A 13,664-nucleotide genomic window follows, 5' to 3' on the forward strand; every position below is an offset into this window, starting at 1 on the left:
GGCAGTACGACCACAAAGGAGGTGAGCACCAGCATGAGCGATGGAGGATGGCCTAACGGGCCTGGCCCCGAGCCCCAGCACCCGGATGAGCGGTGGGACGATGGCCCGGCGTCTGAGCAGGGAAATAATCCGGCCGACGACGACTAGAAAACCCCGGTCCCCGCCGGGTGGGGCCCGCCGCAGCACCGCGGGGGGCCCCTTCTCCATGAACGCATCACTACACTCCTTGTCGGGCAACTCCCGAAAGCCTGCCTGTCGAGTTTGCGCCAGATCGCGGTTACGCGCCTGTGATGCAGGACAGAGTCTCTTCCAGGCAGAGGCGGAGCGTGCCGGCGTCCCGCTCCGCGAGCACGCCCCCCTTGATGAGAGCGCCGAGCAAGCCCTTTAGGGCCGCAATCGCTTCCGCGACCACCTCAGGCTTGACGAAGTCGGCGTGGCCCACCCCGTTTGCCGCGGCGAGTCCCTGGTGAGTTCGCGCCTCGTTCGCCGCATGACGGATGGCTTCAGCGTTCTCGATGGCGTCCTCTGTCGAGAGTTCCGGCTGGTCGAGACGGGCCTGCACGGCGGCAGCAAGGAGTTGAGGGTCGCGACGAGTGCGGAGGGCGTCCCAGATGTCGCGGGCGGCGGCGCGGTTGCCCTGGTCGAGCTTGAGGTAGCGCAGGCGGGTGTGCAGGGCGACCTTGGCGGCGTCCATCTCGGCGGACAACTCTTGGGGAAGGGTGGCGAACGCGCGGGCGAGCTGTTGGGCCTTTCGTTCGCCGAGCTGGATGCCCAGGCGGCGAAGTACCTCGTCCCATGGCGCTCCCATCCTGGAGTGGCCTGAGCGCAGGCGGAGGCGGTCCAGGGCGCGGAAGCGGGCGATGGGGTCCTCGAGCGCGGTGACCTCGTTCGGGATGGACACGCCGGCGGCGAGCAGCTTGGCAGCCAGCACCGCGCAGCGTTCGTACAGCAGCGCCGCGGCGAGCTCGCCGGGGCGCAGGTCCTCGCGCGCCAGGTTCTCCACGAGTTGCCAGACGCGGCGCTCCTCCTCCGACAACGGCCCTGGGCAGCAGATCGCCGGGATGGTCTCGAACCGCTCGTCGGCGTCTTGGTCGGTGGCCAGCCACTTGGCCGCCCGCAGCCGCCGCTCGCCGGAGACCAGCCTGCGTCGGCCGTCGGGAAGTTCCTCGACGAGGATGGGCTGCAGCACCCCGACGGTGGCGATGGAGCTGATCAGCTCGGCTAGCCCCTCGGGGGTGGTGGACGCGCCGGGCAGGCGACCCTGCACCTCGGTGAACGCCGCCCCTGGACCCGTCAGCGGCAGGAGCTCGAAGCGGCGGCGAGTCAGCCGCTCGGAGCGTGCCAGCCGCCGGGCGACCGTGGTCGGGTCGGTCCGCGAGGAGGCCGTAGCCGCTGCGCTCATCCGTCGGTGCCCGTTGCGGCCAGGGGCTCGCCGAGGTCGGTCACGGCTCGGCCGAGCAGGTCGACGGGCTCGTCTGGTGCCTGCAGGCGGCGCAGCACGCCGGCGAATGGCCCGTGGTGCTGGAGGTCCTCGAGCAGCACCAGCGAGATGGTCGGGGCGTCGGCGTCGCGCAGCACTGGGTCGACGCGCGCCACCGCGGCCAGCATCGCCAGACGCCGCTCCAGCAGGTGGCGTGGCTTGCCGTCGAGCACCACGACCACGCCGGGCAGGCCGGGGTAGCGCCGCCGCCACGCCAGGTCAGCGTCGTCGGGTTGGCGTGGCCGGTAGGTCGCGTAGCGGACGTAGCGGCGGAGCTTGTCCCCCAGCTGTTGCACCGTCATGGTCGCGCGGTCAAGCTCGACGAACCGGTAGACCAGCGTGGTGCGGCCCTGGGTGTGCATGGCGTAGTGCAGCAGCGCGTCGGCCACGAGCAGCTCGCCTCTTCCCGACTGATCACTGGTGCGGTGCGCGACCTCGTGGCGCCAGCTGCGGTGGTCGCAGTCGTGACCGTGGCGACCCGCCCACCGCACGAACGCGATCCCGACGTCGTTGACCGCCAGGGTGTGGCGTTGGAGCATCCCCCCAGCCGAGTCGGGTGTGAGCAGCATCCTCCTGGCACCGACGTGGGGGCCGGCGGCCTCGACCACGTCGGCGCCCTCGGCGGTGACGTACCAGCAGTTCAGGCCCGGGTGGTCGCGGTGGCGGACCCAGTCGAGCAGTCCCCGCCGGTGCAGGTGCGCCGCGATCTGCTGCATCCACCGCAACCCGCGGGTGTGCCCCGGCGGGGTGTGCAGCTCCCGGAGCTGCAGGGTGGTGAGCAGTCGGTGGGTGTAGGCGGACTCGAGCACATCGAGCTCGAGGTCGCGCAGTGGTCGGGTGCGCCGGCGGTGTTCGGTCACGGTGGCGGTCATCGGCTCGGCTCCTCCTTCGTGGGGTCATAGACCAGCGCGTCGGTGACCAGGCCGCTGGCTCGTCCCGGCTTGCCGGGTCTCGAACCATGCTGGGCATCGGCGGGTGCAGTGGGGCGGCGGGTCTGCAGGTGCTCGAGGATCCGCCCGTCGAGCCCGTCGAGCTCGGCCGCGACATCGCCGACGCGTCGTCTGCCGCTGCCCTGGTCCATCGCGGCGGCCAACGCCGGCAGATCCTCGGGGCGGTAGCAGTCGGCCCACATTTCGCTGACGGGCACGCCGCGGACCAGGAACGGCGGGGTGACGTCGCGGCCCAGGGTCACGCTTGCCAGATAGGTGAAGCGCTCCAGCTTGGTGATCGTCTGTGCGGTGACCTCGCCGGCGTACTCGCGGGCCAGCACGGCCGCCGCGCGGGCGTTGACCGTGGTGGTGGCCAGCAGGCTGCGGTTGGTGGTGACCGCGTCGAACGTGGCGGCGGTCAGGCGTTCGGGGTTCTGGTTCAGCAGGAACGCGCGCACCCCGTACTTGGCGGACTGCTCCAGCAGCGCCGCGAGGTTGCCCTGGCTCGCGCCGTCGTAGGTCTGCACCTCGTCGAGGAACACGTAGAAGGGTCGGCGTCGCTCTGGTGGGGTGTCCTTGCGTGACAGCGCGGCCTGCAGCAGGTCGTAGACCAGGAAGTTGGCGACCAGCCGGTCCTTGTCGCCGGTGCCGGCCGGGCACGCGAGCACGACCTTGCCCGCGTCCATGCACCGGCGCACGTCGTAGGCCGAGGTGGGCGAGCCGAGCAGCCCCTTGACCGCCGTGCTCGACGACAGTCGGTCGACAAGGTTGGTGACCGGCGTGATCGCGTCGCCGGGCAGACGGGGAAAGCGGGTGCTCCAGAATGCTTGGCAGTCCCGGGACAGCCACGGCAACACGGCGGCGCGCCAGTCGGCGTCGGCCAGCAGCGAGGTGATCTGGAAGACCGTGGGGGCAAGCTCGGCCGGCAGGTGGCGCGACAGCTCCAGCAGCGACTTGGCCGCCATCGCGGTCAGCGTCAGCGCCCGGTTATTGATCTCCCCCCAGCGCAGCGCGGACGCGAAGCTGTCGACCACCGCGGCCAGGCGCGTCTCGAGCTCGTCGGGGCGCCGGCCGTGCATGGTGAACAGGTTCCAGCCGACTTGCCGGTGGTCCAGTCCGCGCGGGGCGAGGTTGACCTCCACGACCCGGTCGGCGATGTCGGTCAGATGCGGTTTGATGCGTTCGAGTCCGTCCTCGTGGGGGTCGAGGAAGAAGCACCCGTGGCCTGCACGAGCGAGGTGGATGAACTGGTTGATCGCCAGCTCGGTCTTGCCGAAACGGCTGCGCCCGGCCATGTAGCTGAAGTAGGTGTCGGCCAGTGCGACCCCGGCCATCCGCGGTCCCTCGGGCCCGGTCACCAGACCCAGCGGCAGCAGGTCGCGCCGAGCGGTGGTGAAGGTCGGCAGGGCGTGCGGCGGTGGGGGCACGTACCCGCCGCTGCGGGCGACACCGGGTGCGTGGCAGTGGCGGGTGGGCGGCTTCAACCAGCCGGCGATCTCGTGAGCGGTGACCACACCCGCACGGGCAGGGTCGAACCGTCCGCTGGCGAAGCGCTGGTCGAAGCTGCGGCGCCTCCACAGCGAGTCGGAACCCAGGAAGGCCACGCCCAGATGGGTGCCGTGGATGCGCAGCCAGTTGTGGCCGGCCCAGGCTTCCCACGCAGCGACCAGCGCCTGCAGCAGCGCCTGGGGACGGCCGCGGATCGAGCTGGTGCAGCGGACGAGGACTTGAACGCCGAACAGCACGTCGGTGGCAGTGAGGCGATCCGCCAGCACGCGCAGGTCCCGTCGTTCCACGAGGCGTTGGATTTCCTGATCTGGTCCGCCAGTGCGGGACCGTCGTGGGGGCACTGGATGGCCAGCGCCGCTGCGGGCCTGCTCCCAGAGGTTCTGCCAGCGGCCTGACGAACCCGCCCCACCGGATTTGGCGCGGAGCTGTCGCCGGTGGCGTGCCTGCTCCGCCGGGCTGAGCGGCAGGAGGTCCACGACGACGGAGGCGCTCTCGCCGAGGTCGCCCCGCACAAGCCCGCCAGCTCGGACGAAGCCTTCGAGCGGATCGGGTTTGAGGGGCAGTTCACGCAGCGGGCAGGAGCCGTCACGGGCGAGCACGAGCTCGGCGCGCGCGACGTAGACGCGACGCCCCCGTGAGATGTCCCCCCCTCCATGGGGTGACGAGATGACGTCCCCATCTGTCGAGGTGGTCATGAGGCCCCCTCCCGTTCGACGTCGGTACCGGAGGCGTCCGCTCCGGCGGATGCGGGCGCGGCCGAATCGGGCGGCTCCTCAGCCTCGATGGGATGGATCTCGACCTCGTGGAAGCCGGGGTTGCCCAGGATCGAGGATGCCCGGCGGTGCCCCTCGAGGCGGTAGCGGATGGTGCCGTCCCCTTCTGCGTCGAGCCGGAGGCGGACGGCGTGCGCCGAGCGGTGGGTACCTCGACGGATCGCCCGTCGCGTACGAGCGAGCTGCGCGGCGTAGCGATCGATCTCCTCGGGGCTCGGGTCGAACGTGTCGGTGGGCAGCACCTCGAAGCGGACCCGCTGCGCGGGACGCAATGCCCTTCTCGTGAGATGCCTGCGGACCATGGCCAGGACGACCGTCACGGCCACGATGGCCACGACGGTGCGGACGACACCTGGGGTCGCCAGCCCGGCGACCTGTCTCAGCGTCTCCCCCACTTCCTCCCTGATGCTCGTTGTGGTCACGACCTGTTGGGATGCGGTCACTGTGGCAGTCATCTGCATCCGCTGCGTGCGCGCGCCGCGGTCGGAGGGTTCGCAGAACTGGCCCCGTGCTGGGAGGAGTTGTCGGCAAGCCGGGGCCCTGGCAACGGCGGTCGTCGCCGGGACATTCGCGGTGCAACGAGCGTCGAGAGGCGAACCAGGGAGCGCACGGAGCGGCGAACGAGCAGGCGAACGAGGCAGCGAACGAGCAGACGAACGAGGCAGCGCACACCTCGGGCGATGTGTGGCGCGACGTCGGGGGAGGTGGGCGGCCATCAGTGCGTGCACCCCCGAGCGGGTGCCGCGTCAGGCGACAGCGGGATGCCCTCGTACCAGGCGACCAGAAGATCTTGCGGACAGCGGTTGCGGCCCGCTGCGTCGCGGATGCCGAGGTGCAGGTGCGGTCCGGTGGAGTTGCCGGTGTTGCCCGACCACAGCAGCAGATCGCCTGCTGCGACACGGTCACCCTGGGCGACGGCGACCCCAGACGCGTGGCAGTAGATGTAGCGGTACCCGTCGTCGCCGTCTACGACAGCCCCCAGGCCGCAGCGGCTGTTGCGCGCCGGCACGCTGACGACAACGCCGCCGTGGACGGCGTAGACAGGGGTTCCCTCGGCTAGTCCGAGGTCCCAGGCGGGGTAGGTGTGGTGCGGGCGCCGCAGCAACGGGAGCGTCAGCAGGTCACGGTGCACCGGCAGGGCGTAGCTGCCGATAGCGAGGGGTGCTCCCGTGCTTGCCAGGTCGAGATGGTCGTACTGGTCGATCCAGCTGATCACTGATCGCACATACGCGCTCGAGCGGTTGTACGCGAGCAGCGCCTGGGACAGCTGCTGTCGGTCGGTGTAGTCCCCGGGGCGGGTCCAGCACAGGTGAGCGGCGGCGGCGAGCGCCGCGTCGTAGATGTTGTTGGGATCGCGGGTGCCGTCACCGTTGCCGTCCTGACCGAACCGCTCCCAGCTCGACGGGATGAACTGCATGGGGCCGACGGCACGGTCCCACACCGGGTCGCCGTCCCACCTGCCGCCGTCGGTGTCGGGGATGCGGGCGGTGCCGCGTGTGCCGTCCAGGGCGATGCCGATGATGGGCGGGTCGACGGTGCCGTCGGCCAGCACCGTCGCGCCGCCGTGGCTGGCGTGGCCCGACTCGACCTTGCCGATTCCAGCCAGGATCTGCCAGCGGACCGCGCAGCCCTCGCCGAGGTGGGGGGACAGCGTCTCGGCATTGAGGTACGCGTCAAGCACCACCGCAGGGATTCCCTCCACCGCCAAGCCGTGGTCCCCACGCGCGGGGGCGACGCCGAGGGTAGCGACGAGTACAAGCAGCCCGATCAGCCCGGTGGCCAGTCCGAGCAGCGCGGCGATGGCGAGCACCGCCGGGTGGCGCGCGGCGAGCACCCGGCCCGCACGGGCCGCCAGCGCCCGACCGTGCCCGCTCACCCGTCACTCCCCTGAACCTGCCGCTGGCGGGCCCGGAGGAGCTCGCGGCGGTACGCATCGACGGGGTGGGCGGCGGACTGGCGCCACTCGCGCCCGGTGGAGCGGGCCTGCCCGGCGGCGGCGGCCAGACGCTGCTGGACCCTTTGCGTCGCGGCACCCGTGGCCGCGTGGACCCGTGCGGCCCCGCGCGGCGCGGCCCTGGGGAGGTCGATGGTCAGGTTCGCGGCCGTCCGCAGACCGCTGCCGGTCAGCCTGGCGACGCGTGCGCTGGCGCTGGCGGTCCGGCTGGCGCCGGACCCGGTGCCCTCGCCCGGCATCTGCGTGCCTGCCCGACGGTGGGCCCGGTGGACGCTGGCGAAGTGGTGCGCCCTGATGACGGCGCGGTTGCGGGCGAGCTCCCGCAGGTCATGTTCGCCTTCTCCGGCCAGCCGGCCCGCCCCGAGGCCGGACAGGCCACCGGCGAGCGCGGGACGCATCCAGCCGCCGCCGTGCGTGCCGCCGATGCGGGCACCCTCCAGGCGGCGGCCAACACGCGCCACCAACGCCTGGGTGCCGGCGAGCACCCGCCGTCGCAGGATCACCATGGCGACCGTGGCCAGCACCAGGATGGCCAGTCGCTCCCGCACGCTGTGGCCGGCGCTGGACAGCAGCGCGGCGGTCGTCACGAGCATGAACGCCAGCACCGCCGCCATCGCCACGACCACCGCGATGCAGCGCAGACCGGCCGCGACCCAGCGCCACAGCAGCTGCCGGCCGCCCCCGGGCAGCGCGCCCAGGGTGACCGCGAACGGCGTGGCGGCGACGAGCACGACCGCGACCAGCTGCGCGACCACCACCGTGCACGCCACCAGCAGCATCACCGCGAGGACCACCAACGCGGCGAGCAGCACGAGCAAGGCACCCATGAGCCGCTCGACGGAAGGCCGGGCGTTGAACTCGGCGTAGGCACTGCAGGCCGGGCCGGCCGCCGCCATGAGCTCACGTGGCCCGTCACCCGTGCCGTGGGGTCCGGTCGCCAGCGCCTCGTCGCGCGCGTCCGCGCAGTCGCCGCTCAGGATCTCGCCCCAGTTGAGCAGGTCGTGGGGTTGGGCGATGAAGGCGTCCCTGACCCCGTCGGTGAGCGGCTGCAGTGCGTCTGCTACGCCCTCCGGGCTGCCGTCCACGGGATCGCCGCTGGTTGCCACAGTCCGGCCGGTGGCCACCTCGAGCACGGCCGCCGACAGCGCCGCGGTGACGCCGACGCCCCGGCGGAAGGCCTCGGCGGGGGCGGCCAGGAGCCCGGCGCCGAGCGCGAGCACGAGCACGGAGACCAGCAGCTCCCCGATGCCGCGGGCCATCCGGTTGCGCAGCACCTGCCATCCCCCGTAGACCACGGCGGCGAACAGCACCAGGTAGCGCAGCTCCAGGGGACCGACGAGCTGGTGCTGGTAGGCTTCGGCGAGGCGCCCGGCCGGTTCGGCGAGCGCGCCCGCGAAGCGGAACGCGTAGGCCCAGGTGACCACCCACACCGCAGCCGACACCAGCATCCGCACCGCGCCGAAGACGACCTCGCTGCTCAAGCCGAGCACCCGGCCGCTGACGTCGGTGAACCCCCCTTGCGCGTACCAGATCTCGTAGCGTGAGGTCGGGTAGGCGCCGGTCGGCTCGTCGGGCACGAGGGTCTCGGCGGCCGCGGATTGCCCGTCGGCGAGCAGCAGCACCACCACGAGCAGCACGACCACGGTCCGACCCGTCATGCCAGGGCCGCCAGTCCGGGTGCCTCTCCGCTGGCCTCCACACGCGGACCGGCCGACGGGTTGGTGTCGAAGGCGGCATGCAGATCCGGATCCGCGGGCAGCACCTGGATGAACCCGACGCGGCCGTCCCCATCACGGAACAGGGCCTGGCCCGATTGCGCGTGCGTGAGGAGCTCTCCTGCCGCCGAGTCGCCGTCGATGCCGAGGAAGCGCAACGCGGCGGGGACCGCACCCGGATCCTGGCGGAACACGAAACGGCTGCCGAGCAGGTGCGCGAGCTGGTCGTCGCCGAGGTCGTCGGCGTGCTGGGACAGCAGCCACACCGCTGCGTTGTGCTTGCGGCCGTCGCGGACGAAGTCGAGCACGAGCTGGCGGCCCTGCAGGCTGGCCGTGAGCGCCCACGCCTCGTCCAGGCAGGCAGCTGCGAACCGGGACCAGTCCGAGAAGGTGACCTGCCGGGTGATGGCGGCCACCAGGTACAGCAACGCCTGTGACAGCACCTGCTCCGGTAGGAGCTGGGGGGACAGGTGCGAGGCGGCCAGGTCCTCACGCCGGGGCAGAGCCAGCCCTGGCGTGTGGAAGACGAGGTAGTCGGCGTCGATGGCCAGCAGCTCACGGTCGGCGTCGAAGACCAGGCCGGCGAGCCGGCTGCGCGCCATCGCGCGGACCTTGCGGAAGACGGTCCTGGCTGCGCCATCCTCCTGCCCGAGGCGCTCGAGCTCGGCCACGACCGCGCCGATGGTCGCGTCCTGATGGGCACAGGCGGATTCGACCGCCTCGGCGATCGCCACCCCTTCAAGATCGGTTGGCGCCACCTGGGCGAGCAGGGTCAGGAAGCCGGTGGCGACCACGGCCCGCTCGTCGCCGGCGAAGACCCGCATGGGGTCCAGGCAGACCGGCGCGTCGGCGGCGAGCCGGACGATCTGCGTCCGACCGGGCAGCACCTCGGCGGCGGCCACGTACTCGCCGCGCTCGGTCCGGTCGAGCGCGACGACCCTGCCACCCCGCGCCAGCGTGGCGTGCAGCACCCGCTTGATCAGATAGCTCTTGCCGCTGCCGAGGTTGCCCGCCACGCCGACAGAGCCCGACCGCGATCGGCTGGGACCCCATGCCGGATCGAGCAGCACCGGGCGCCCACCCGACCCGCCAAGGTTCTCGGCGAGCAGCATGCCCTGCGGATCGCCGACCTCGTGCCCCACGAACGGCGCGCCCGCGGCCAGGTCCCGGGGCAGCAGGAACTGCGCGTAGTCGCGAGCAACCGCTGGCGTGGGGCTGGCGGGCAGCATGGCCGTGAACAGCGCGAGCTGACCACCGGTAGGGCGGGCCAGACCGTACTCGGCGGCGGTGAACTGTGCCTGCAGCTGCTCACAGCGAGCCTCGAGCCCGTCGAGGTCGCTGGCCCACGTGGCCAGCAGCAGGCTGACGCGCAGCTCGGGCTCGCTGCGGTTCGCGGCCAGCTCGCCGCGTTCCTCGTCCACCCCGGCGACCGCGTCGACCAGGTCGTGGGGCAGCCCGGCGGTCTCGGCCTCGTGCTCCTCGAACTGGCTGGCGAGCTGGCGGGCTTGGCGGCGGGCCCGGACCTGGGCGTCCTCGTTGGGCACCGCCGTCAGGCGCGCGCACCAGTCGACGGCGTAGCCGATGGTGTCGAGCTGGCGGAACCACTCGCCGCCGCCGTCGGGGAAGAAGAACTCGCGGGGCATGTCCGCGACCGCCAGGTGAGCCTGGTAGCCCGTGCCAGTGACGGTGTCCACGCGCAGGTAGCGGCGGTGCGAGGGCCGTGCCGGATCCTCGCGGGTGCCGCCCTCGTAGAAGACACCGTCGGCCAGGGGCTGCAGCGACGGCCCGGTGACCCGCCCAGCGTCGCCGTCGCCGACACGGCGTTCGCCGTCGGTCCACGCATCATCGAGGTAGGGCTCAGCGGTGCCCCGACGGGCCGCCCGGGCGTACAACCAGCGCAGCTCGCCGGCAGGCACCCGCTCGAGGGCGAGGAAGCGGCCCAGGCGGGCCTCGACGAGGGCGGCGTCGCGCAGCCGTGCCTGCACCGCACCCGCGTTGACCGGCACTGGCGGCAGGCCGAAGCGCTCCCCGACCCCCAGCGTGGCGGCCGCCCACGATGACCGGCCGGCGCGGCGGTCCGGCAGCCGGGTGACGAGGTAGTGACGGCGCTCGCGCGTCTCCGCGCCGATGAGCTGGTCAAGGGTGTCGGTCGCGCCGGCCCGCCAGGCAGGGCACGCGTCGAGGTCGACGCCGGCGACCATCGCCTCCACGATCTCACCGGGGTCGAGGAGGCGCGCGACGCCCAGCAGCATCGACTCTCCCGGCATCTGGGCGAGCGCGGCGCGCAGCCGTGCGTGGACCCGCAGCTTCTCGGCCACCGGCAGGTGGGGAAAGGTCACCGGCTCTATGCGGTAGGCAGCCCACACGCTGGCGTCCCGGCCCCACAGGAGGTGACCGGTGACGGCGCGGACCGGCAGGCGCACGGCTACGGCTCCCGGTGCTCGCTGACGGGCACGGCGGCGCCGCGCGGACACTGGGGCCTCGGTGTGGTCACCGCACGGCCGTGGCACACGCCCCGACGGGGTGCGGCGAGGTAGGTCAGCCCCCCGACGGCGGCACGCACCGGGGAGCGCCCTTCAACCCGGGCATGGCGGACGAGCCACGCCAACGCCAGCGGCACAACCGGGCCCACCACGAGGTTGACGGGACCAGGCATGTGCGCCCACACCGCACGGGTCTGCAACAGCAGCACCGCCGTGACGACCAGCACCGCGTACTGCGTGACCGTCATCGGTCCCCACCACGGGTACCAGCCGCCGATCTTGCCGATCACCAGCGGGTAGCGGCGGGCGAAGGTGTAGCTGCGGCAACGCAGCCGTTCAGGCTCGGTGGAACGCTCGCTCACGCTCGTCACCCGGCCCATCGGCAGCCGCAAACCTCAACCCGTCGGCGCCCAGGAGGGGCTCGGCGAGGGCGGGGGCGAGCGCGATGGTCTCCTGCCCCACCTTGCGCTCGAACCAGTCGATGTTGTTGACCGCCCAGATCACCGCGCCCGCGAGCAGCGCCGCGACTGCCACCGGCACGACCGCCTTGGTGCGGGCGTAGATCATCGAGACGGTGATGATCGCGAACACCACGATCCCCGCCCGGATGAGCGTCAGCATCTGGTCGATGATCCCGTGGGCCCACTCGAACATGGCTCCTCCTTCAGGTGGCTGGTGCAGACAAAGGCGCGGCCGGGTGGACCGTGGTGACCTCCCAGCGCCCGGCGCGCTCCACGACGTCGAGGGAGTAGCCGAGGACGGCGGTGCGCCCCGCGTCGTCGGTGGCCGCGACCTCCAGGCGCAACAGCACGCCGCCGGCGCGGCGCCGCACCAGCCCGGCACGCTGCACGACGACCTCGACGTAGGCAGGCGGCGAGACCGCCACGAGGTCGAGCCCCGGGGCGGTGTAGCGGTCCACCTCGCCGTCGCCCGCCAGGTAGGCCCGCAGGAACCGCTCGGCGGCCTCCAACGCCTCCCCCGGCTCCGGACGCCCGAGCGATGTGACCGCCAGGCGTGCGGGCTCGCCGGCGGATGGCGGTGCCGCCATGAGGCTGGGCGGGCCGGTGACCGCCAGACCGCCGGGGCTGTCGAAGACCCCGACGGTGTAGTAGCGCACGCCCTGGGGCTCGTAGCCGCCGGCGTCTGCGGCGAGGGTGTCGGCAGCGACGGTCACCGCCCAGTAGCCGGGGGCCTGCTCGTCGCTGGCGACCACAGCGGTCCGCAGGACGTACTGGCTGCCGGGGGTGACCGCGCGCAGGTCGACCGGCTGCGCCAGGAACGGCTCCACCGCTGCTTCCTGCCCCCTGCCGGCCCCGCCGAGGTAGGCCCACAGGAACACCTCGGCGGTGGCTTCCGCAGCGGTGGTGTCCGCCGGCAGTTGGACCGCTGCCGTTGCGGTGTCGCTGCTGGCATGCAGGAGCAGCGAGGCGATCCCGGCGCTTGCAGCCACCGCGACCAGCAGCCACAGCACCACGTGCAGGAGCCGCGTCAGCAGCAACGATGGGACGCGAGGCGCTCGACGAGGCCCAGGCTCGACCGACGCCGCGGCGTCGTGGGTGGTCCCGGTCACGCGACCGCGTCCTCGGACAGCCCGGCGACGCGTTCGGCGTAGGCGTCGGCCACCGGGATCGCGTCGTCGAGCACGCCGCGCAGCCGGCGCAGCGCGGTGGGGTCGAGCAGCACACCGCTGCCCACCAGCTCGTCGAGCTCGCATTCCAGGCGACGGTGCGTCGTCGCGGCGCGGGTCATCGTCAGGTCAGCCATCATGTGCCTCCTCGGGTGTCGGGACGGTGGGCAGCTCGAGCAGCTCCCCGGGATGGATCAGGTCGGGGTCGCCCGACCGCAGCCGGGAGCGGTTGTGGTCGGTGACCGCACGCCAGTAGCGGGCGACCTCCGTCACCGACGGGGCACGGCCCCAGTCCGCTGCCAGGGCCGCCTCGGCGACGACCCAGAGGTTGTCGCCTGCCACGACCTCGTAGGGCTGCCGCCCCGACGCGTCCGCGACCGAAGCCCCCTCGGGGGTGCCGTCCGTCGCAGCAGCGTCCTGGGCAGCAGCGTCCTGGGCAGCCTGGGCCGGAGCCGGCTCGGCGGGAGCCTCACCGCCAGTGGCCTCGTCGCTGGCCGGTCCCGGGGCCGCTTCCTCGCCGGCGTCGGGCGCATCGTCGTCGCGGCCGGTCACGTCGATCCCGGGCTCGTCGGGCAAGGCCGGGTGCGGACCGGGCAGTGGGGGGATGCCCGCTCCCGCTCGGGGGGAGGCGGGAGCGGGCGGCGGTAGGCCGGGGACGGATGGTACGTCGATGTCGATGTCGCCGGTGAGCGGGCTGGTGTCGGTGTGGTGGACCGGCGGCGGCCACACGGGCAGCTCGTTGGCCACCGCTGGGCCAGTCCCGACTGCGACAGAGGACCCGGCCAGGACGATCGCGACCGCCCGGTCGGCCACACGGCGGACAACCGGCAGGGTCGCCCACTCGACGGCGCGGATGGCGGCGGGTATCCCGCTGGCGCGCGCCACGAGGTACAGGATCGCGCTCGCCAGGATCCAGTAGGCCGCCGCCAGGCCGGCCAGCCGCAGCAGGGCCGCCCCCACGTCGCCCAAGGGCGTGACCTGCAACCACAGGTCGAGGTCGGTCCAGTCGACGCGGAACCGCGGGCTCTCCCCAAGTCGGTGCAGAAAGGCTGCCGCGCCGGCGGGCACCGCCAGCGCGGTGAGAACCTCGCCGACCCTCTGGACACGTGCGCCACCTTGCATGCCGCCATGGTCTACCACGAGAAACCATAAATCAACCCTTTACAGCGCATGGCATCCGACGCTACAGTGCCG

Annotated in this window: 12 protein-coding genes; all 12 read right to left on the minus strand. The window is 72.7% G+C overall.

What is annotated here, in order from left to right:
• Positions 1-277: 277 nt before the first annotated feature.
• The 12 genes from WD250_15205 to WD250_15260 all read right to left on the minus strand — a co-directional run bounded on the left by WD250_15205 (position 278) and on the right by WD250_15260 (position 13,592).
• Positions 278-1,402, minus strand: coding sequence for a ParB N-terminal domain-containing protein (locus tag WD250_15205; GenBank protein ID MEX2621563.1), 1,125 nt, complete (start codon positions 1,400-1,402; stop codon positions 278-280).
• Positions 1,399-2,352 carry a replication-relaxation family protein gene (locus WD250_15210; protein ID MEX2621564.1) on the minus strand — a complete coding sequence of 318 codons (954 nt, stop codon included), beginning with the start codon at positions 2,350-2,352 and terminating at the stop codon, positions 1,399-1,401. Before WD250_15210 ends, WD250_15205 begins: the two co-directional genes overlap by 4 nt.
• Positions 2,349-4,613: a hypothetical protein gene (locus WD250_15215; GenBank protein ID MEX2621565.1), complete on the minus strand. Its 2,265-nt coding sequence runs from the start codon at positions 4,611-4,613 to the stop codon at positions 2,349-2,351. The genes WD250_15210 and WD250_15215 overlap by 4 nt, the downstream gene beginning before the upstream one ends.
• The gene (locus tag WD250_15220; GenBank protein ID MEX2621566.1) at positions 4,610-5,146 is read right to left on the minus strand and encodes a hypothetical protein; all 537 of its coding nucleotides are present in this window, start codon (positions 5,144-5,146) and stop codon (positions 4,610-4,612) included. The genes WD250_15215 and WD250_15220 overlap by 4 nt, the downstream gene beginning before the upstream one ends.
• 260 nt (positions 5,147-5,406) lie before the next feature.
• Positions 5,407-6,567, minus strand: a complete 1,161-nt coding sequence (locus WD250_15225; GenBank protein MEX2621567.1) for a peptidoglycan DD-metalloendopeptidase family protein — start codon at positions 6,565-6,567, stop codon at positions 5,407-5,409.
• Entirely contained in the window at positions 6,564-8,303 is a 1,740-nt protein-coding gene (locus tag WD250_15230; GenBank protein ID MEX2621568.1) for a type IV secretion system protein, read from the minus strand. The genes WD250_15225 and WD250_15230 overlap by 4 nt, the downstream gene beginning before the upstream one ends.
• On the minus strand, positions 8,300-10,783 hold the full coding sequence (locus WD250_15235) for an ATP-binding protein (GenBank protein ID MEX2621569.1): 2,484 nt from the start codon (positions 10,781-10,783) through the stop codon (positions 8,300-8,302). The genes WD250_15230 and WD250_15235 overlap by 4 nt, the downstream gene beginning before the upstream one ends.
• 2 nt (positions 10,784-10,785) lie before the next feature.
• Positions 10,786-11,205: a hypothetical protein gene (locus tag WD250_15240; GenBank protein MEX2621570.1), complete on the minus strand. Its 420-nt coding sequence runs from the start codon at positions 11,203-11,205 to the stop codon at positions 10,786-10,788.
• Complete coding sequence (locus tag WD250_15245) at positions 11,180-11,497, minus strand: hypothetical protein (protein ID MEX2621571.1); 318 nt, start codon at positions 11,495-11,497, stop codon at positions 11,180-11,182. Before WD250_15245 ends, WD250_15240 begins: the two co-directional genes overlap by 26 nt.
• A 10-nt stretch (positions 11,498-11,507) precedes the next feature.
• Positions 11,508-12,413, minus strand: a complete 906-nt coding sequence (locus tag WD250_15250; GenBank protein MEX2621572.1) for a conjugal transfer protein — start codon at positions 12,411-12,413, stop codon at positions 11,508-11,510.
• Positions 12,410-12,607 carry a hypothetical protein gene (locus tag WD250_15255; protein ID MEX2621573.1) on the minus strand — a complete coding sequence of 66 codons (198 nt, stop codon included), beginning with the start codon at positions 12,605-12,607 and terminating at the stop codon, positions 12,410-12,412. The genes WD250_15250 and WD250_15255 overlap by 4 nt, the downstream gene beginning before the upstream one ends.
• Positions 12,600-13,592 carry a hypothetical protein gene (locus WD250_15260; protein MEX2621574.1) on the minus strand — a complete coding sequence of 331 codons (993 nt, stop codon included), beginning with the start codon at positions 13,590-13,592 and terminating at the stop codon, positions 12,600-12,602. The genes WD250_15255 and WD250_15260 overlap by 8 nt, the downstream gene beginning before the upstream one ends.
• Positions 13,593-13,664: the final 72 nt, after the last annotated feature.

This window comes from Egibacteraceae bacterium, from assembly GCA_040905805.1.
In the GTDB taxonomy this organism is placed as follows: Bacteria; Actinomycetota; Nitriliruptoria; order Euzebyales; family Egibacteraceae; genus DATLGH01.

Excerpts from the sequence above, each read along its gene's own strand:
- WD250_15205 (MEX2621563.1), bottom strand. The coding sequence starts at position 1,402 with ATGAGCGCAGCGGCTACGGCCTCCTCGCGGACCGACCCGACCACGGTC.
- WD250_15210 (MEX2621564.1), bottom strand. The coding sequence starts at position 2,352 with ATGACCGCCACCGTGACCGAACACCGCCGGCGCACCCGACCACTGCGC.
- WD250_15215 (MEX2621565.1), bottom strand. The coding sequence starts at position 4,613 with ATGACCACCTCGACAGATGGGGACGTCATCTCGTCACCCCATGGAGGG.
- WD250_15220 (MEX2621566.1), bottom strand. The coding sequence starts at position 5,146 with ATGACTGCCACAGTGACCGCATCCCAACAGGTCGTGACCACAACGAGC.
- WD250_15230 (MEX2621568.1), bottom strand. The coding sequence starts at position 8,303 with ATGACGGGTCGGACCGTGGTCGTGCTGCTCGTGGTGGTGCTGCTGCTC.
- WD250_15245 (MEX2621571.1), bottom strand. The coding sequence starts at position 11,497 with ATGTTCGAGTGGGCCCACGGGATCATCGACCAGATGCTGACGCTCATC.
- WD250_15255 (MEX2621573.1), bottom strand. The coding sequence starts at position 12,607 with ATGGCTGACCTGACGATGACCCGCGCCGCGACGACGCACCGTCGCCTG.
- WD250_15260 (MEX2621574.1), bottom strand. The coding sequence starts at position 13,592 with ATGCAAGGTGGCGCACGTGTCCAGAGGGTCGGCGAGGTTCTCACCGCG.